The sequence below is a fragment of the Micrococcus sp. GbtcB5 genome (assembly GCF_019091605.1).
Classification (GTDB): Bacteria; Actinomycetota; Actinomycetes; order Actinomycetales; family Micrococcaceae; genus Micrococcus; species Micrococcus luteus.
In genome coordinates, this window is record NZ_JAGXJK010000017.1 from 17,901 (window position 1) to 36,723 (window position 18,823).

Annotated in this window: 17 protein-coding genes; 8 read left to right on the forward strand and 9 right to left on the reverse strand. The window is 73.3% G+C overall.

Translation table 11 applies throughout. The annotated features are described in order from the left end of the window. Nucleotides 1-86: 86 nt before the first annotated feature. Nucleotides 87-608, forward strand: a complete 522-nt coding sequence (locus KVS67_RS07760) for a WhiB family transcriptional regulator (protein ID WP_065423800.1) — start codon at nucleotides 87-89, stop codon at nucleotides 606-608. A 55-nt stretch (nucleotides 609-663) separates the two neighbouring features. Here KVS67_RS07760 and KVS67_RS07765 read toward each other — a convergent pair whose 3' ends face one another. After that, the gene (locus KVS67_RS07765) at nucleotides 664-1,239 is read right to left on the reverse strand and encodes a hypothetical protein (protein WP_049147838.1); all 576 of its coding nucleotides are present in this window, start codon (nucleotides 1,237-1,239) and stop codon (nucleotides 664-666) included. A 63-nt stretch (nucleotides 1,240-1,302) separates the two neighbouring features. On the opposite strand from KVS67_RS07765, the gene KVS67_RS07770 reads away from it, so the two are divergent. Continuing rightward, nucleotides 1,303-1,710, forward strand: coding sequence for a DUF3499 family protein (locus tag KVS67_RS07770; protein WP_044659610.1), 408 nt, complete (start codon nucleotides 1,303-1,305; stop codon nucleotides 1,708-1,710). Between the two features lie 24 nt (nucleotides 1,711-1,734). Here KVS67_RS07770 and KVS67_RS07775 read toward each other — a convergent pair whose 3' ends face one another. The 3 genes from KVS67_RS07775 to KVS67_RS07785 form a co-directional block, all read right to left on the reverse strand. Continuing rightward, entirely contained in the window at nucleotides 1,735-2,553 is an 819-nt protein-coding gene (locus KVS67_RS07775) for a FadR/GntR family transcriptional regulator (RefSeq protein ID WP_049147839.1), read from the reverse strand. 107 nt (nucleotides 2,554-2,660) lie between these two features. Then, nucleotides 2,661-3,893: an allantoate amidohydrolase gene (locus tag KVS67_RS07780; protein ID WP_044659609.1), complete on the reverse strand. Its 1,233-nt coding sequence runs from the start codon at nucleotides 3,891-3,893 to the stop codon at nucleotides 2,661-2,663. Continuing rightward, nucleotides 3,890-5,050, reverse strand: a complete 1,161-nt coding sequence (locus KVS67_RS07785; protein ID WP_217565202.1) for an FAD-dependent oxidoreductase — start codon at nucleotides 5,048-5,050, stop codon at nucleotides 3,890-3,892. Before KVS67_RS07785 ends, KVS67_RS07780 begins: the two co-directional genes overlap by 4 nt. 106 nt (nucleotides 5,051-5,156) lie before the next feature. Between KVS67_RS07785 and KVS67_RS07790 the strand changes: the two genes are divergently transcribed. After that, nucleotides 5,157-6,056: a LysR substrate-binding domain-containing protein gene (locus tag KVS67_RS07790; protein ID WP_217565203.1), complete on the forward strand. Its 900-nt coding sequence runs from the start codon at nucleotides 5,157-5,159 to the stop codon at nucleotides 6,054-6,056. A 37-nt stretch (nucleotides 6,057-6,093) separates the two neighbouring features. Continuing rightward, the gene (locus KVS67_RS07795; protein WP_052833452.1) at nucleotides 6,094-6,639 is read left to right on the forward strand and encodes a HutD family protein; all 546 of its coding nucleotides are present in this window, start codon (nucleotides 6,094-6,096) and stop codon (nucleotides 6,637-6,639) included. 59 nt (nucleotides 6,640-6,698) lie between these two features. Here KVS67_RS07795 and KVS67_RS07800 read toward each other — a convergent pair whose 3' ends face one another. The 3 genes from KVS67_RS07800 to KVS67_RS07810 are packed head-to-tail and all read right to left on the reverse strand — an operon-like array spanning nucleotide 6,699 to nucleotide 9,519. After that, complete coding sequence (locus KVS67_RS07800) at nucleotides 6,699-7,835, reverse strand: tyramine oxidase subunit B (protein ID WP_044659606.1); 1,137 nt, start codon at nucleotides 7,833-7,835, stop codon at nucleotides 6,699-6,701. A gap of 56 nt (nucleotides 7,836-7,891) precedes the next feature. After that, complete coding sequence (locus tag KVS67_RS07805) at nucleotides 7,892-8,239, reverse strand: P-II family nitrogen regulator (RefSeq protein ID WP_044659605.1); 348 nt, start codon at nucleotides 8,237-8,239, stop codon at nucleotides 7,892-7,894. 38 nt (nucleotides 8,240-8,277) lie between these two features. After that, a complete protein-coding gene (locus tag KVS67_RS07810; RefSeq protein WP_044659604.1) occupies nucleotides 8,278-9,519 on the reverse strand; it encodes an ammonium transporter in 1,242 nt (413 codons plus the stop codon). 201 nt (nucleotides 9,520-9,720) lie between these two features. Between KVS67_RS07810 and ahcY the strand changes: the two genes are divergently transcribed. Both ahcY and KVS67_RS07820 read left to right on the forward strand, forming a co-directional pair. Then, nucleotides 9,721-11,280, forward strand: coding sequence for an adenosylhomocysteinase (gene ahcY / locus KVS67_RS07815; RefSeq protein WP_208011474.1), 1,560 nt, complete (start codon nucleotides 9,721-9,723; stop codon nucleotides 11,278-11,280). A 47-nt stretch (nucleotides 11,281-11,327) separates the two neighbouring features. Beyond that, complete coding sequence (locus tag KVS67_RS07820) at nucleotides 11,328-12,548, forward strand: TIGR01906 family membrane protein (protein ID WP_166437663.1); 1,221 nt, start codon at nucleotides 11,328-11,330, stop codon at nucleotides 12,546-12,548. Between the two features lie 77 nt (nucleotides 12,549-12,625). Here KVS67_RS07820 and KVS67_RS07825 read toward each other — a convergent pair whose 3' ends face one another. After that, entirely contained in the window at nucleotides 12,626-14,464 is a 1,839-nt protein-coding gene (locus tag KVS67_RS07825) for an AMP-dependent synthetase/ligase (protein ID WP_217565204.1), read from the reverse strand. Between the two features lie 67 nt (nucleotides 14,465-14,531). Next, nucleotides 14,532-16,145: a phospholipid carrier-dependent glycosyltransferase gene (locus KVS67_RS07830; RefSeq protein ID WP_217565205.1), complete on the reverse strand. Its 1,614-nt coding sequence runs from the start codon at nucleotides 16,143-16,145 to the stop codon at nucleotides 14,532-14,534. A gap of 96 nt (nucleotides 16,146-16,241) precedes the next feature. On the opposite strand from KVS67_RS07830, the gene rsmI reads away from it, so the two are divergent. Beyond that, on the forward strand, nucleotides 16,242-17,099 hold the full coding sequence (gene rsmI / locus KVS67_RS07835) for a 16S rRNA (cytidine(1402)-2'-O)-methyltransferase (protein WP_134416330.1): 858 nt from the start codon (nucleotides 16,242-16,244) through the stop codon (nucleotides 17,097-17,099). 183 nt (nucleotides 17,100-17,282) lie between these two features. After that, nucleotides 17,283-18,770 (forward strand): NAD-dependent succinate-semialdehyde dehydrogenase, encoded by a 1,488-nt coding sequence (locus KVS67_RS07840; RefSeq protein ID WP_060775308.1) that lies wholly within the window; start codon nucleotides 17,283-17,285, stop codon nucleotides 18,768-18,770. Nucleotides 18,771-18,823 lie beyond the last annotated feature (53 nt).

Here is an 18,823-nt window from a genome sequence, read left to right on the forward strand (position 1 = left end):
GCCCGCCGGCGTGCCCGGCACCCGCGCGGACCGCATGATCACCCGGCCCACAGCCGCCACGTCGATCCCGGGAAGAGGCGTCACACATGGAGCAGACCCAGCGAGTCGAGGACACGCACCGCGCCGATCCCGCGCCGGCGCCTCGTCCGCGGAGCGTTCCCAGCGACTGGTTCCTCGACCCCGCCGACCCGCAGGCCGGCGTCTCCGGCGCGAGCCTCGAGGACCAGGCGACCGCCTTCCTCACCGCCCACGACCTCGACGGCGAGACCGGCACCCCGGCCGCCACCGTCACCGCCCTCTTCCCCGGTGACGCGCGTCCGGTCGAGGCCGTGCCCGTCTCCCAGGACTGGGCCGCCATCCCGGGCGTGACCACCGAGCCCGTCGAAGGCGAGCTGGCCTGGCAGGCGGACGCCCTGTGCGCGCAGACGGACCCCGAGGCGTTCTTCCCGGAGAAGGGCGGCTCCACGCGGGACGCCAAACGCGTGTGCGAGGCCTGCACCGTCAAGGACGCGTGCCTGGAGTACGCCATGGCGAACGACGAGCGCTTCGGCATCTGGGGCGGGCTCTCCGAGCGCGAGCGTCGCCGCCTGCGCCGCGCCCGCGCCTGACGCGCCGCGCTCATCCGCCGGGCGCGGTGCCCGGCGGGGACCGCCCGGTCCGGGCTCAGCCGCGGCCCCAGCTGGGGTCGAGCACCTGCGGGTCCACGCCCAGCGCGTCGGCGCAACGGCTCAGCGCCACCCCGTAGACGGCCCCCTCGAGGTCGGCCGGGTCGGCCGCGTCCCGCAGCGGCCGCTCGAACAGGGTGATCAGCACCCCGTCCCGGCCCTGCCGCTCGGCCCGCGCGAACAGCGCCTCCTCATCCCGTTCCCGGCCGGCGTGCAGCTCGCGCAGCCGTTCGTCGAGCCGGTCCGGGATGCGCTCCACCCGCGCGGTCACGTGCCGCAGCCCGGGCGCGTCCAGGGAGCCCAGCCGGTCCACCGCCTTCTCGACGGCGGTGAGCAGCGCCTCGCCCCGGCCCCGCTCCGAGCGTGCCCCGAACGGGCGCGGATGCCGCAGCCCTCGGCCACGGCGGTCGCGCGTGCGCCGCGCGCCGTGGCCGCCCGCGCCGGACGCGGCGGCGCCCGGCTGAGGGGCTCCCGTCTCGACCGGGCCGCCGGACGTGCCCCGCTCCGGGCCCGCGGCGTTGTCCTCCCCGGCGGGCAGCGGGGCGAGGGGATCGGGGGCGGCGGGCGCGGTCATGCGCGCCATGGTAGGCCACCGCGCGGGCGGGAGGGCCGAGTAGGGTGGTCTGCCGTGGGACCCATGCGACGCTGCAGCAAAACCGGATGCCAGAGCCCGGCCCTGGCCACGCTGACGTACAACTACGCCGACTCCCAGGTGGTGATCGGCCCCCTGGCGCAGCGCGCCGAGCCGCACACCTACGACCTCTGCGCCGAGCACGCGCGCCGCACCACGGCCCCCCGTGGCTGGGAGGTGCTGCGCCTGGAGCTGCCCGAGCACTACGAGGCCGTCGCCCCGGACGGCACCGTGCACACCGTCCCCACCGCGCCGCGCGCGGTCCCCGCGGCGCCGCCCGCCGACGTCGCCTCCCGGCCCTCCCTCGCCGCGCCGCGCCTCGCCCCGGCCGCGCCGCCGGTGGACGCCGACGAGCCCGAGACGCCCGCCCCGCCGGCCCGCCCCGGCCTGCGCCTGGTGCGCGACGACGACTGAGGGGCCGCCGGTCCTGCGCGGCCGTCAGCTCCCGGAGGCCGCGGCGTCGGGGTCCGGACGTCGGGCGACGCCGGCCTCCAGCGCCCCCGGCTCGATCCGCAGCACGGCGGCGCCGTGGGTCCCGCCCACGATGTGCGGCTGCATCGTGCCCCAGAAGTAGGTGACCTCCACATGGTGCTGGAGGGCGGCTCTGGCCGACTCCGGGTCTGCCGAGAGGATGGCCTCCAGAAGCCGGCTGTGGTCCATGTCCTCATGCGCCGCCTTGACCTCCGGCAGCGACGTGACGCGGATGAACCGGGTGAGCTGCTCCTGGATCTCCTGCTCCGCCTGGACCAGCCGTGGATTGCCGGACATCTGGGCGATGTGGATGTGCAGGCGGGCGTCGGCGAATCGCCGGTCGGTGGTGCTCTCGATGACCGTCAGATACTCCTGCTCGAGGCGACGCAGGTCGACGCGCTCGGCCTCGGTGCCGCGCAGTGCCGCGAGGGAGGACGCCTCACCGGAGACGGCGCGCCGCCAGTCCGTGAGGATGCGAAGCTCGCCGAGGGTGACGCGCTGACGCAGGGCGTCGGCCTCGAGCCTCTCGGCGATGTCCGGCACCACGCGGGTTCCGCCGTGGCGTCCACGACTGGTCACGACGTAGCCGGCGGTCCGGAGCCTGGCCAGAGCCTGACGCAGGGTCATGGCTGCGATGTTGAAGTGCGCCGCCAGCGCCTCCTCGGACGGGAGGCGTTCGCCGGCGCGGAGCCGTCCGATGGAGATGGCCTCGATCAGGGTCGAGTACACCTCGTCCGCGCCGATGCGCGTGCCTGCAGGGGGGAGGGGGAGATCGATGGCGTCCATATACATGCAGACCCTATATGTATTTTTGGGATCCTGCTCGGACCCGGACGGTCCGGCCGCCACGACGCCGGGAGGGACCGTCCCTCCCCGCGTCGGCGGCCCCCTCGTCAGTCGATGCCCAGGTCGCTCATCAGGGCGTCCGCCAGCACCTCGGCGCCGATCTCCGCGTCGGCGTCCTCGACGTGCTCCTCGTGCGCGTGGGAGACCCCGGTGGGATTGCGCACGAACAGCATCGCCGTCGGGACGTGGGCCGCGAGGATGCCGGCGTCGTGGCCCGCGCCCGTGTCGAGCACGGGCGCCTCCGGCAGGGCGGTCTCCAGACGACGGCGCAGCCCCGGGTCGAAGCGCGTGGTCGGGGAGAGCGACTCCTCGCGCAGGTCGAACCCGCAGCCCTGGCCGGCGGCGAGTTCCGCGGCGAGCCCGGCGATCTGCTCCACCACGAGGGCCGTGACGGCGTCCTCGGGGTGGCGCACGTCCAGCCACACGTCCACGCGCGAGGCGATCACGTTCGTGCCGCCGGGGATCGGCTGCAGGCGGCCCACCGTGGCCCGAGCGCCGTCGTGCCGGGACGCGATCCCGGGGATCTGTGCGATGACCCCCGCCGCGGCGACGAGGGGATCGTGCCGATCGCTCATGAGCGTGGTGCCGGCGTGGTTGCCCTGACCGGTGAAGACGAGGCGCCACCGGCCATGGCCCAGGATCGATGACCCGATGGCGACCGGCTGCCCGAGGTCGATGAGGCCCCGCCCCTGCTCGACGTGGAGCTCGATGAACGCGCCGATCTGGGCCAGGCGCTCGTCGTCGCGCCCCATCCGCTCCGGGTCCAGGCCCGCCGCCCGGGAGTGCTCGGCGAAGGTGCCGCCGTCCTCGTCCGTGAGGGCGAGCGCCTTCTCGACGGGGATGGCGCCCGTGAGGATCCGGGAGCCGAGGCAGGCGATGCCGTAGCGGGAGCCCTCCTCCTCGGGGAAGACCGCGATCGCCACGGCCCGGTCCGGCCGGCGCCCCTGTGCACGCAGCACGTCCACGGCGGCTAGGGCCGAGGCCACGCCGAGCGGGCCGTCGAACGCGCCGCCGCCGGGCACCGAGTCGAGATGGCTGCCGGTGACGATCGCCCGGGAGCGGTCCCCGGAGGGGGCGTCCCACCAGGCCCAGATCACGCCGTTGCGATCGGTCTCCACGTCCAGGCCCCGGGTCTCGGCCTCGGCGACGAACCAGCTGCGCAGGTCGAGCTCGGCGGTCGAGTAGACCGGCCGGGTGTAGCCGCCACGCGACGCGTCGCGGCCCGTGTCGGCGATGGCGGCCATCAGCGAGGCGACCCTGCGGGGCGAGGTCGCCGTCATCGGGCGGGCTCCGCCCGGTGGTGGGCGACGCGGAACTCCTCGGGGACGGTGCCCGTGCCGGTGGCCAGGCCGGCCGCGAGCTCGCCCAGCAGCGGTGCGAACTTGCCGCCGTGGCCGGAGCAGGCGGACAGGAGCACGACACCCTCGGCCTCGTCGATCACGAAGTCCTCGTTCGCGGTGCTGGTGAACAGGCAGGTGGCCTCGGCATAGGGCTCGGGGACGACGCCGGGCAGGTACCGCCTGGCGTAGTCCTGCACCGTCCGGCGCATCTCCTCCGTGATTTGCCCCGACTGGTCCCGGGCGGAGGAGAGGACCGGTCCGCCCTTGTACTGCGCCATCTTCTGGCCGCGGAAGTCGGCATCGCGCCCGCCGGGCAGGCCGTAGGTCTGCATCTCCGAGCTCTTGTGGATGAAGGTGGGCCAGGCCGGGTAGGCGGCGCCCGCGTCGTCGGTCTCACGCCAGGGCAGGTGGAACGCCTGCTCCTCGCGCACCTCGAACGCGGGGACGGAGGCGAGGAACGCCGAGGGCAGCGCCAGGTCGCGGAGCAGGACGGGGAGCCACCCGCCCGCCGCGACGATCACTTTCGTGCCCGTCACGCGCCGCCCACCGATCGAGCGGACCTCGAAGCCGCCGGAACGGCGGCCGATGCCAGCGACCTCCCAGTCCGTGTGCACCTCGGCGCGGCCGGTGGCCACGGCGAGCTCGAGCATCGTCTCGATCGTGGACATGGCGTCGAGCACACCCGCACCGGGGTGGTAGAGGACGTCCGTGTCGAACGCGATCTGCGGGAAGCACTCCCGGGCCTGGTCGGCGGAGAGCAGCTCGTGCTCCACGCCGGAGGCCTCGAGCACCCGGGCGAGGCCGTGGGGATCGCGCAGGTCCCCGAAGTCGACGGAGCCGGTGGGGGTGATGAGCTGCCGGCCGCTCGCCGTCTCCAGGTCGTCCCACCCCTTCCTGGCACGCACCACGAGGTCGGCATACGACTTCTCGGGGTAGGCGTAGCGGAAGATCCGGGCCGATCCATGGGAGCTGCCCTCGTGGTTGCCCGGGGTCGTGCGCTCCAGGACGGTCACGTGGTGGCCGGCTTCGGCGAGGTGCCAGGCGGTGGCCGCCCCGGCGAGTCCGGCGCCGATGACGATGAAGTCTGACGAGTGCATGTGAGCTCCTGGGTTCGCGGTGTCCGGTGGTCGGTGCCCATCCAGTCCACACGCGACTGATAGCGAGGTCCAATACCTGCTCCGGACCAAGCGATAGGGTTCCCCTATGGAACTGCGTCAGCTGCGCTACTTCCTCGCCGTGGCCGAGGAACTGCACTTCGGCCGGGCCGCCGCCCGGCTGCACGTGTCCCAGCCGCCGCTGTCCGTGGCGGTCAAGTCCCTCGAGAAGGAGCTGGGCGCCACCCTGTTCGAGCGCACCTCGCGCCGGGTCGCCCTCACCCCGGAGGGCGAGGCGTTCCGCGCCCGGGTGCAGGAGCTGCTCGAGGGGCTCGACGCGGCCGTCGCCGAGCTCTCCGAGGTGCACCGGGGGATCCGGGGGCGGCTGCGGATCGGCTACGTCAGCTCCGCGAGCTACTCGATACTCCCGCGGGCCGTCCACGCCTTCCAGGGCCGCTTCCCGCAGGTGGAGCTGACGCTGAGCCCTCTCACGAGCGCCGAGCAGCTGGCCGGGCTGGCGGAGGGGAGGCTCGACGTCGGGATCGTCAGGGACCTCGTCCCCACGCCCGGCGTGCGTCGCGAGCACGTCCTCAGCGAGGGGCTGGTCGCGGTGCTGCCGGAGCGGCACCGGCTGGCCTCCCACGCGGAGGTGCCGATCGCCGAGCTCGTGGGGGAGCCCCTCGTCCTCTTCCCCGCCGAGCTCATGCCCGGCTACCTCGCACGGATCACCGAGGCCCTCGAGTCCGGCGGCGCGACGATGGACGTGGTGCAGCGCACCGTGCACCAGGAGACCGTGCTGGGCCTCGTCGCGGCGGGCGTGGGGCTGTCGATCCTGCCCGAGTCCGTCGCCCGCCTGCGCATGCCTGGCGTGGTCGCGCGGCCGCTGGACGCCCGACCGATCACGGAGCTCTCCGTGGTCTGGCACGGGGCGATGGGCGCCGCGGCCCGCGCCTTCGCCGACCACGTCCTCGAAGCCGGCGCGGAGCCCCTGCCGAGCGAGGCGACGTGATGCCGATCCGCCGGCGCGGCCTGGCTACGCTGGGCCGATGGGCATCGGAACGCTGATCGCGCGACACCGGGACCGGCCGCCGGTGCGGTGGGCGAACGGAGCCGGCACCACGGTGGAGCTGGTCTCCCCTCAGGAGTCCGCGATCCTCACGCCGGGCCTGCCCCGCTGGCGCCTCAGCGTGGCCTCGCTCGAGCGGGCGGCGCCGTTCTCGCCACTGCCCGGCCGGCACCGCCGGTTCCTGCCCGTCGGCGGGGACGTGGTCCTGACCGTGGACGGGGTGCGCACCCCGGTGCAGGCCGGGACCGTGTGCGAGTTCGACGGCGGCGCGACCGTCGACCTGGTGGACCTGCCGACGCCCTGCCACGCGGTGAACCTCATGGTGGAGCGGGCCGGGGAGCCTGCCCCGCCGCTCCCTCGGCTGTGGTCGCCGACGTCCGGGTCGCCCGCCCCCGCGGGCGAGACGCTCGCGGTGGCGCTCGAGCCGGCGGGCGACGTCGGGCCCTTCGACCTGCTCAGGTGCTCCGAGGCCGACGCGTGGACGGCCGCGCGGGCGGGGACGTGGGCGCTGCTCGTGCTGTCCTGACGCCGGCGCGCGGACGGGCCCCGCGCCGTTCTGGGGCGCGGGACCCGTCCCGGGAGGGCTCAGGCCAGGGCCGGGGTCTCCCAGAGGTTGAGCACGGTGCCGATGCCCTTCTCCTCGGCCGTGCGGTAGAGGTCCGTGGCCCAGGCGACGTCCTCGATCGGCATGCCGCCCACGGAGTAGAGGATGATCTCCTCGTCGTCGCGCCGCGCGGGCAGCGCGCCGGTGGCGATGTCCGCGATCTCCTCGATCTTCTCCGCGGGCAGCGTGCCCTGCTCGACCAGGCCGAACCAGTGCGAGCCCGGGATGCCCAGGATCTGGTAGGCCTGCGGACCGTACTCCTCGAGCCACGCGTCGTAGAGGCCCTGGGCGTCGATCACGAGGCGGGCGTCGTCGCCGGCGAGGAAGTCGTCGTCGAAGCGGGCCGCGGCGGGCAGCAGCAGCAGCGCGCCGGGCTTGATCGCCGACTTCGGGAAGTAGGGGAAGGCGGAGCTGCCGGCGGCGTCGGTGGTGGTGGTCGCCATGACGATGTCGGCGTCCGCGATGGCCTCCTCGATGCTCTCGCAGACCGTGGCGCTCGTGAGCTGCGGGAACGTCTCGGTGGCCCAGTCGACGAACGCCTGGGTGCTGGCCGCGCCCCGGCCCTTCACGGTGAGGGTGTCGATGGACGGGCGCAGGGCGAGCGTGGTCTCCAGCGTGGAGCGGGCGATGACGCCGGGGCCAACCACCGCCACGGTCTTCGCGTCCTCCTTGGCGAGGTGCTTGACCCCCACGCCGGGCACGGAGCCGGTGCGGTACGCGCTGAGCAGGTTCGCGCTCATGATCGCCAGCGGGGCGCCCGTGTCACGGTCGTTGAGGACGAACACGTGGATGGAGCGGGGCAGGCCCTTGGTGCGGTTCTCCGCGTTTGAGCCGTACCACTTCACGCCGGTGGTGCCGAAGCGCCCGCCGAGGTAGGCGGGCATGGCCATGAAGCGGCGGTCCGGACCGTCCTTGGGCATGCCCTCGTGCTGGGGATCGCCGGGGAAGGTGATCATGGCGCCGTGCGAGTTGCCGTTCTCGCCGGCCATCATGTAGTCGCCCTTGCGCATCAGCACGAGGGCCTCCTCCATGACGTCGGTGCAGCGCACGAGGTCGCCGACGCCGGCCTCGATCATGTCGGGCTCGCTGAGGTAGCGGAAGTTGATCTCGGTGGACATGGGGCTCCTCTTTCCTGGGGGCGGCGTTCTCGGGGGTGGACGGGGGCGGGGCGGGGTCAGACGGCCTCGGGGCCGGTCTCGCCGGTGCGGACGCGGACGACGCGGACGACGTCGGTCACCCAGACCTTGCCGTCGCCGATCGTTCCCTCGTCGTCGGAGCGTGCCGCGGCGACCAGCACGTCGATGGCGTCCTCCAGCTGTTCGTCGGCGACGACCATCTCGAGGCGGACCTTGGTACGGAAGACGACGTCGTGGGCCTCTCCGCGGTAGTACTCGGTGCGGCCGCCCTGGGCGCCCCGTCCCTGGACCTCGGTGGCCGTGAGGCCGGTGAGGCCGGCGGCCTCGAGGGCGTTGCTGACCTTCTTGAGACGGCTCGGTCGGATGACGGCGGTGATGAGCTTCATGGTGTTCCTCCTGCTGCTGCCGCGGATGTGCGGGGTGGTCAGATGATGCCGCCGTCGTACGCGGACTCGGCGTGCAGGGCCCGGTCGAGCCCGAGCTCCTCGCCCTCCTCGGGGACGCGGATGGGGTGGATCCGGTCCATGACCCAGGCGATGGCGTAGGTCATGCCGAACGAGTAGACGAGCGTCACGACGATCGCGAGCGCTTCGCGCCAGATCATGCTCGGATCGCCGCCGAACACGACGCCCGCCATCCCGGCCGGGGCCGCCGCGGTGGCGAAGAAGACGGCGAACATGGCCCCGGCGATGCCGGCGATCCCGTGCACGGCGAACACGTCCATGGAGTCGTCGATCCGGTGCCGGCGCTTCCAGGTGATGGCCCACGCGGCGGCCGCGGCGCCGAGGAAGCCGACGAGGATCGCGCCGATGGGGTGCACGGCGTCGGCCACCGGGGTGATGGCCACGAGGCTGGCGATGATGCCGGTGCCCATGCCCAGGAGGGTGGCGTGGCCGTCACGGACCCGTTCGACGGCGATGAAGCCGAGCATGCCTCCGCACGTGGCGAGGATGGTGGTCATCACGGCGTACTCCGCGACGTGGTTCGCCCCGGCGGCGGTGCCGCCGTTGAAGCCGATCCAGCCCATCATGAGCATGCCGACGCCGATGAGCATCAGCGGCAGGTTGTGCGGGCGCATCGCGGTGCCCGTGTGCCGCCGGCCCAGCACCATCGCCAGGGCGAGGCCCGCGGCGCCGGCGTTCATGTGGATGGCGGTGCCGCCGGCGTAGTCGTGCAGGCCGAGGACGTTGGCCATCCAGCCGCCGATGACGCCGGTCTCCTCGTCGTCGAACGCGAACACCCAGTGGGCCAGCGGGCTGTAGACCAGGAGCACCCAGAGGGCGGCGAACACGAGCCAGGCGCCGAACTTCATGCGCCCGGCCGCGCCGGAGGCGACGAGCGAGACGCTGATGGCGGCGAAGAGGATGAAGAAGGCGGCGGAGAGCGTCCCGCCGGCCCCGTCGTCGGCGACGAAGGCGTCGAAGAAGGCGAACTCCGCGGGGTTGCCGATCAGGCGGAGCCCGCCCACCGAGTCGCCGAACACCAGGCCGTGGCCCAGGACGACGTAGGCCACGCCGCCGACCGCGAGGCCGCTCATCACCATCATGAGCATGTTGAGGACGTTGCGGTCGTCGAGCATTCCGCCGTACAGGAATGCAAGTCCGGGGAACATGAGCAGCACCATGGCCGCCGCCGCGAGTATCCAGGCGATGTCTGCCGGTTGCATGCGCGTCTCCTCTGTGTGGGGGGTGGGAGGAGGTTCGTTAACTACTAACCTCTAGAAGATAGAATGAGGGACGATCGCAGGATCTCCGACTGTGTGTCGTCCGCGTTACGGGACCGCTGCCGATCCCGCCCCGGATCGGGGTGTGAAGGTCCGTGGGGCGGCACCGCGAGCACCGGGGGCGGCATCGGTAGGCTGGGGTGCATGACTGAGACCTCCGCAGAGTTCCGCACCCCCGACGTCGACCCGGCCTTCGCCAACCGCACCACCGTGCCCGGTGCCTCGTTCGACTTCACGGTCCGGGACCTGTCCCTGGCCGAGGCGGGCCGCCACCAGATCCGCCTGGCCGAGCACGAGATGCCGGGGCTGATGTCCCTGCGCGAGGAGTACGGGGAGGCCCAGCCGCTGAAGGGCGCCCGCATCGCCGGCTCCCTGCACATGACCGTGCAGACCGCCGTGCTCATCGAGACCCTCATCGCCCTCGGCGCCGAGGTCCGGTGGGCCTCCTGCAACATCTTCTCCACGCAGGACGAGGCCGCGGCCGCCGTCGTCGTGGGCTCGGGCACCCCCGAGGACCCGCAGGGCGTGCCGGTGTTCGCCTGGAAGAACGAGTCCCTCGAGGACTACTGGTGGACCGCCTCGCAGATCCTCACCTGGCCGGGCGCGGACGAGGATCCGGAGCGCGGCCCCAACATGATCCTGGACGACGGCGGCGACGCCACCCTGCTGGTGCACAAGGGCGTCGAGTTCGAGGCCGCGGGCGCCGTGCCCAGCGCCACCGAGGACGACCCCGAGGAGTACCGGATCATCCTCGAGACGCTGCGCCGCTCGCTGGCCCGCGACCCGCAGCACTGGACCCGCACCGCCGGCACCCTGCGCGGCGTCTCCGAGGAGACCACCACGGGCGTGCTGCGCCTCTACCAGCTGGCGCAGGAGGGCCGCCTGCTCTTCCCGGCGATCAACGTGAACGACGCCGTGACCAAGTCCAAGTTCGACAACAAGTACGGCATCCGCCACTCCCTGCCGGACGGCATCATGCGCGCCACGGACGTGCTGATCGGCGGCAAGGTCGCCGTGGTCTGCGGCTACGGCGACGTCGGCAAGGGCGCCGCCGAGGCCCTGCGCGGCCAGGGTGCCCGCGTGATCGTCACGGAGATCGACCCGATCTGCGCGCTGCAGGCCGCGATGGACGGCTACCAGGTGGCCCGCCTCGAGGACGTGGTGGGCGAGGGCGACATCTTCGTCACCACCACCGGCGGCAAGGACATCATCATGGCCGAGCACATGGCCGCCATGAAGGACAAGGCCATCGTGGGCAACGTCGGCCACTTCGACAACGAGATCGACATGGCCGGCCTGGCCCGCATCCCCGGCGTCGTGAAGACGGAGATCAAGCCGCAGGTCCACGAGTGGACCCTGGACGGCGGCACGGAGGCCGAGCGCAGCATCATCGTGCTCTCCGAGGGCCGCCTGCTGAACCTCGGCAACGCCACCGGCCACCCCTCGTTCGTGATGAGCGCGTCCTTCACCAACCAGGTGATGGCGCAGATCGAGCTCTTCGGCGGCTCCACGGGCACCGGCGCCCTGACCGGCGACCACTACGAGAAGCGCGTCTACACGCTGCCCAAGGTGCTGGACGAGAAGGTCGCCCGCCTGCACCTGGACGCCCTCGGCGTCGGGCTGACCGAGCTGACCAAGGTCCAGGCCGAGTACCTCGGCGTGGACGTGGCCGGCCCCTACAAGGCCGACCACTACCGCTACTGATCCCCGGCGCCCGCGGGCGGACGGACCCACTCGAGAGAGGCACGAGCATGGCTTCCCATCAGGCCGGCCGCGGGCGCGACGAGCGCGCCGGGGCGGAGGACTTCGATTCCGGGCTGGACTACGGCGCGTTCGTCGAGGACGACGCCGCAGACGACCCGAACCGCACCCAGGCGCTGCCCGCCATGGGCCGGGACGACGACGGCGGCGCCCAGCACACCTCGGCGCTCAGCCCCGAGGACCTCGCCGCGCTGCGCGGCGGGGACGCGGCGGCCGCGGACCGACGCGACGCCGGCCGCCCGGCCGCGGACGCCGACCGCGACATCGTCGCCTCCCGGGCCGTGCCCGAGGGCGGCCGGCGGCCGCTGCCCGGCGCCGACGAGCTCGGCCCGCTGAGCGCCGCCGTCGGGGCCCGCGCGGCGGGGTCGAGCGCCGCCGCCCCGGTCGACCGCTACCCCGAGGACGGCACGGCCGCCCCCGTGGCCCAGGCGGCGGCCCTGCAGGGCCCCACGCCGGAGGAGCGCGCGCGCCTGCCCAAGGCGGGCCCGCGCCTGGCGCAGGTGCTGCTGGCGATCCTCGCCCCGCTCGCCCTGCTGCTGGCCGCCGTCCGCCTCGTGGCGAGCCCGGTGTTCCTGTGGCTGGAGTACCACCGGCCCGGGTTCCCCGCGGACCGGTTCGGCTTCACCCTCGCCGACCGCATGCACTACGGCTCCGCCGGGCTGGACTACGTGACCAACCTGGCCGGGCCGCGATACCTCAGCAGCCTCACGCACCAGGGCGCGCCCCTGTTCACCGAGGTCGAGGTCGACCACATGACGGACGTGAAGACCGTGCTGTGGATCGCCGCCGCAGCGCTCGTGGTGCTCGTGGTGGTGTGCGCCCTGCTCATCGCGTCCCTGCTGCGCACCAGCCCCGGCGGGGTGCGCCGCGCCCTGTTCGCCGGCGCCGTGTGGCTGCCGCTCGCGGTGATCGCGCTGGCGGTCCTGGCGGTGCTGGGCTGGGAGACGTTCTTCGCCGGGTTCCACTCGCTGTTCTTCGCGGACGGCACGTGGACGTTCTCCGTGCGGGACGCTCTCATCCGCCTCTACCCCCAGCAGTTCTGGGTGGACGCGGCCGTGGTGGTCGGGCTGGTGACCCTGCTGGCGTCCCTCGTGACGCTCGTGGTCACGTGGCCCACGCGCCGCCGTCGTGAGCTGAGCGCGGACCGCCGCGAGCAGCTGCTGCGCACCCGTCTGCGCTGGGCTCGGGAGGACGACGCCGTGGTGCGCTGACCGCCGCCGGACGACACCGGGAACGGGCCGGGAGGACAAGGCGTCCTCCCGGCCCGTCGTCGTCCGGGGGCGCGGGGTCAGCGACGGTAGAGGGCCTCGACGTCCTCGGCGTGGTCCTCGATCACCTGGGCCCGCTTGAGCTTCTGGGACTGGGTGACGTGCCCGGAGTCCTCGGTGAACGGGTGGTCCAGGATGCGGAAGCGGCGGATGGACTCGGCGCGGGAGACGCCCGCGTTGACCTGGTCCACCGCCTCCTGGATCGAGGCCAGCACGGTGGGGTCCGTCGCGGCCTCGGCCGGAGTGAGGCTGAGCTCGCGGTCCAGGGCCCACTGGGTGAAGGCCTCGGTGTCCAGGGTGATGAGGGCGCCCACGAACGGGCGGTTCTCGCCGACCACCACGACGTGCTCGATGAGCCGGTGCTGGCGCAGCGCCTCCTCCATGGGCGTGGGGTACACGTTCTTGCCGCCGGCGGTGATGATCACGTCCTTCTTGCGGCCGGTGATCCGCAGGAAGCCGTGCTCGTCCAGCGCGCCGATGTCCCCGGTGCGGAAGAAGTCGTCCTCCATCGCGTCCGCCGACGCCTTCGGCATGCCGTGGTAGCCGTCGAACACCACGGGGCCGCGGATGAGGATCTCGCCGTCCTCGGCGATCTTCACCGTCACCCCGGCCACGGGCAGGCCCACGGTGCCCACCCGGTGCGCGCCGGGGATGTTCACGGTGGCCGGCGCGGTGGTCTCCGTGAGGCCGTAGCCCTCCACGATCGGAATGCCGGCGCCGCGGAAGAAGTGCACCAGCTCCGGGGAGAGGGCGGACGCGCCGGACACGCACGAGATCACCTCGCCGCCGAGGGCCTCCCGGATCTTGCGGTAGACCAGCCGGTCGAACAGCGCGCGCCGGGCGCGCAGCAGGGCCGAAGGCCCGGGGCCGTCCCCGAACTCGGCCTCGTCCACGGCCGTGGACCACTCGATGGCGGTGCGCTTGGCGGCCGCGTAGATCGGCCCGGTGCCGCTCTTCTGGGCCTTGGCCTCGATGCCGGCCTCGACCTTCTCGAACACGCGCGGCACGGCCAGCAGCCACGTGGGGTGGAAGGAGGCGAGGTCGCCGAGCAGCGTGGCCGGGGAACCGGAGTGGGCCACCTGGATGCGGGCGTACAGGCAGATGACCTGGACGGCGTGGGCGAGCACGTGGGCCAGCGGGAGGAAGAGCAGGGTGCGCGACGTCGTCGTCTCCGGGGACCACTGGACCACCTCGCGCGCGAAGTGCAGCACGTTGATGGCCGCGCCCACGAAGTTGCCGTGCGTGATCACGGCGCCCTTCGGGCGGCCGGTGGTGCCGGAGGTGTAGACGATCGAGGCGGGGCTGGCGAGGGTCGCCAGGGAGCGGGCGTGCTCGACGGCGTCGTCCGCCATGAACGCGCCGGCCTCGGCCAGCTCCGCCAGTCCGGCGTCCGTCAGCGGGAACGTCGCCACGTCCACGCCCGCGTGCCCGGCGGCCTCGGCGACGCGCTCGCCGAGCTCCTCGCTGCCGACGGCGACCACCCGCAGGCCCGAATCCGTGACGATGTGCTCCACCTGGTGGGCCGAGGAGGTCTCGTAGATCGGCACGGAGACGGCGCCGGCGAACCACACGGCCTGGTCGAGGACGGCCCACGCGTAGGAGGTGGGGGAGAACAGGCCCACCCGGTCCCCGGGCTGGACGCCGCGGGCGATGAGGCCGGCCGCCACGGCGCGCACCTGGGTGAGGAACGCGGTGAAGTGGACGTCCACCCAGCCGCCCGCGCCGTTGCGCACGGCGTACACGGGGGCGTCCGGCCGGTCGGCACAGGAGGTGACGATCAGGTCCGTGATGTTGGAGTCCGCCGGCGGCATGCCGACGAGCTCGGTGGCGGACTCATGGACGGGGCTCTGGTTCTGCACGGTCCGAGGGTATCCATTCCGGGCGTGCGGCGCGCGGTCGGCACACCCGCGCCCGGGGACGCGGCCGTCAGATCCAGCTGCTGAACCACATCCGCCAGCGCCACTGGTCGTACGAGATGACGTCGCCGATCCAGACGGGCAGGAAGAACAGGGACACGGCGACGGCGATCGTCACGTACGCCAGCACCAGGGCCGAGCCCCAGCGGGGCCCGGGCCGGCGACCCGGCCGCAGCAGCAGCGAGAGCGCCAGGGCGATCATCATCACGAGGAAGGGCTCATAGGCGATCGTGTAGAAGAAGAACATGGTCCGCTCGGGCCACAGGAACCACACCAGCTGCCCGGCCACGTAGGCGCTGAGCAGGGCGCCAGCCCGCCAGTCCCGGTGGCGCACCAGCAGCCACACGCACACGAGGACGGCGGCCAGGCCCGTCCACCACACGAACGGGTTGGCGATGTCCGTGATGGCCGACGAGCACGCGCCCGCGGCGTCCGGCGGGCAGATCCCCTCGCCGGGCTCTGCGCCCTCGTAGTAGTAGCTCACGGGCCGGCCCATGAACGGCCAGGTCCACGGGTTGGCGGCGTAGTCGTGGGGGCTGGTGAGGCCCTGGTGGAAGGTCGTGGACTCCACGTGGTAGTGCCACAGGGAGCGCAGCGGGCCGGGGACCAGCCCGGCGAGCACGCCCTCCGGCGGGTTGTCCCGGTGCCAGTCCCGGTAGTAGCCGCCCTCCGTGACGAACCAGCCGGTCCACGAGGCCAGGTAGGCGACCAGGCCGCCGCCCACCACGGCCACGAACGCGTACAGGCCGTCCTTCTCGACGCCGGCCCACGCCCAGCGCCGCACCCCGGCGGTCCGGCGCGCGGACATGTCCCACAGGACCGTGAGCAGGCCGAAGGCCGCCATGAACGCCAGCCCGGAGAGCTTCACGGCGCAGCCGGCGCCCAGCAGCACGCCCGCCAGCAGTCGCCACGGGCGCCAGCCGAGCCACGGCCCGCTGGCCAGGGCGTCGCGTCCCCGCCGGGCGACGTCGTGGGCGAGCCGCTCCGCGAGCAGCCGCCGCCCGTGGACGCGGTCCGCCAAGAGCGCGGCGAAGGCCGCGAGCACGAAGAACGAGAGGAAGATGTCCAGCAGCCCGATGCGGGACATCACCAGGTGGTGGCCCTCCACGGCCAGCAGCAGCCCGGCGACCGCGCCCAGGGACACCGAGCGCAGCAGGTGCTGCGTGGCGAGGGCGACCAGCAGGACGGACAGCGTGCCGGCCACCGCGGCACTGAACCGCCAGCCCACCCCGTTGTCCGGACCGAACGCGAGCATGCCCAGGCCGATCAGCCACTTGCCCAGCGGCGGGTGCACCACGTAGGCGGCCCCCTCGAGTGGCTCCGCCTCGCCGCGCGCGAACGCGTCGTTGACGTCCTCGTCCCACCGCCGCTCGTAGCCGGACTCCAGGAGGGAGTAGGCGTCCTTGGGGTAGTAGGTCTCGTCGAAGATCAGCTGGTCCGGGTGGGCCAGGTTCGTGAACCGCAGCACGCCGGCGATCACCGTGACCAGCAGCGGCAGGATCCAGTGCCACCGCGTCAGGGGCGCCGCGCTCACCCCGAGGCGGGCGCGCAGGGCGGCGACGCCGAAGGGGCCGTCGTCGACCGCGACGGCGGCGGGGCGGGGGGCGAGGGCGGTGGCGGGCACGGGTTCCATGCTAGGGGGACAGGTGGACGGCGAGACGTGCACGGTGACCGGGGCCGTAGGCTCGGGGCAGCCGTCCGTCCGTCGAAAGGTCGTCCCATGCCCGAGGGCCGCATCGTCCTGGCCGCCACCCCCATCGGCAACCTCGGGGACGCGTCCGCGCGCCTGCGTGAGCTGCTGGCGGAGGCGGACGTGATCGCCGCCGAGGACACCCGGACCGCGCGGCGCCTGTGCGCCGGACTGGGCGTCACCCCGACGGGCAGGGTGGTGGCCCATCACGAGCACAATGAGGCGGCCTCCACCCAGGGGCTGCTGGACCAGGTGCGGGGCGGTGCCACGGTGGCGGTGGTCTCGGACGCGGGCATGCCCACGGTCTCGGACCCGGGGTACCGGCTCGTGGCGGCCGCGGTGTCCGCAGGGCTGCCCGTGACCTGCGCGCCCGGCCCCTCCGCCGTGACCACCGCGCTCGCCCTGTCCGGCCTGCCGACGGACCGGTTCGCCTTCGACGGCTTCGTCCCCCGCAAGGACGGGGAACGACGGCGATGGCTCACCTCCCTGCTGACCGAGGCCCGCACCGTGGTCGCCTTCGAGTCGCCGCAGCGTCTGGCGGACGCGCTGGCCGTCGTCGTGGAGGTCCTCGGTGCGGAGCGGCCGGTGTGCGTGGCCCGCGAGCTCACCAAGCTGCACGAGGAGGTGGTGCGCGGCACCGCGGTCGAGGTGCATGCCTGGGCTGCGGAGCGGCACGCGGGGGAGGGGATCCGCGGGGAGATCGTGCTGGTGATCGGGCCGCCCGCGCCCGGCGCCGAGGGCGAGGCGTCCGAGGCGGGCGCCGTCGCCGAGGTGGCGGTGCTGGTGGAGTCCGGCACCCGGCTGAAGGAGGCCGTGGCCGCGGTGGCCGGAGCCCACGGGATGCGGAGCCGGGAGCTCTACCAGGCGGTGCTCGCGGCCCGGGGCTGACACGTCCCCGGCTACACAGATGCTCATGCGCGATGGCGCGGCCCCGGGGCCTGGCTAGGATCAGCCGTGGAGCCGTTGCCGACCGCCGCCGGACGGCGTCGGAATACCCGTGCCCGTCCACCCGTTCCCCTGAGGGACGCGGGGCGCGCCGCCTCCGACCACCGACCCCGAAAGAGGTGCATCATGACCGTGACCGCTGAGCGCGAGAAGGCGCTGCTGGAGTCCGTCCCCACCGGCCTGCTGATCGACGGCGAGTGGCGAGATGCCTCCTCCGGCAAGACCTTCGACGTGAAGGACCCGGCCACCGGCAAGGTCATCGCGAGCCTGCAGGACGCGAACTCCGACGACGCCATGGCCGCCTTCGACGCCGCCTGCGCCGCCCAGGCCGACTGGGCCCGCACCCCGGCCAAGGAGCGCGCCGACATCCTGCGCCGCGCCTACGACCTGATCAACGAGCGCGCCGAGGACTTCGCGCTGCTGATGACCCTCGAGATGGGCAAGCCGCTCGCCGAGGCCCGCGGCGAGGTCACGTACGGCAACGGCTTCCTGCGCTGGTTCTCCGAGGAGGCCGGGCGCCACTACGGCCGCACCCTGACCGTGCCCGAGGGCACCCTGCGCATGCAGGTGCACCATCGCCCGGTGGGCCCGTGCCTGCTGATCACCCCGTGGAACTTCCCGCTGGCCATGGCCACCCGCAAGGTGGGCCCCGCCGTCGCCGCCGGCTGCACCATGGTCCTCAAGGCCGCCAAGCTGACCCCGCTGACCACCCAGCTGTTCGCGCAGGTGATGCAGGAGGCCGGCCTGCCCAAGGGCGTGCTCAACGTCGTCGCGGGCTCCTCCGCCTCGTCGATCTCCGGTCCGATCCTGCAGGACCGGCGCCTGCGCAAGGTGTCCTTCACCGGTTCCACGCCGGTCGGTGTGCGCCTCATGAAGGACGCGGCGGACAACGTGCTGCGCACCTCGATGGAGCTCGGCGGCAACGCCCCGCTCATCGTCTTCGAGGACGCGGACCTGGACGCCGCCGTCGAGGGCGCCTTCGCCGCGAAGATGCGCAACATGGGCGAGGCCTGCACCGCCGCCAACCGCTTCCTCGTGCACGAGGACGTGGCCGAGGAGTTCACGCAGAAGTTCGTGGCCAAGCTCGAGGCGCTCAAGCCCCTGCGCGGCACCGACCCGGAGTCCACCCTCGGCCCCATCGTGGACGAGGGCGCGCGCGACGACATCGACCAGCTCGTCCAGGACGCCGTGGCGGCCGGCGGCGAGGTGCTCACCGGCGGCCACAAGATCGAGGGCGACGGCTACTTCTACGCGCCGACCGCGATCAAGGTGGAGAAGGGCAACCCGATCCTCCAGCAGGAGATCTTCGGCCCGGTGGCCCCGATCGTGACCTTCTCCTCCGAGGAGGAGGCCATCGAGATGGCCAACGACACCGAGTACGGCCTCGCCTCCTACGTGTTCACCAAGGATCAGGCCCGGATGTACCGCGTGGCCGAGAGCATCGAGTTCGGCCTCATGGGCTACAACGTGGGCGTCATCTCCAACCCGGCCGCGCCGTTCGGCGGCGTGAAGCAGTCGGGCCTGGGCCGCGAGGGCGGCGCCGAGGGCATCGAGGAGTACACCTCGGTGCAGTACATCGGCATCGCCGACCCGTGGGCGGCCGCGAAGGCCTGACCCTCGCGCCGAGCCGTGTCCTCCGGGGGCGGTATCGGGTGGTATCCGACGTG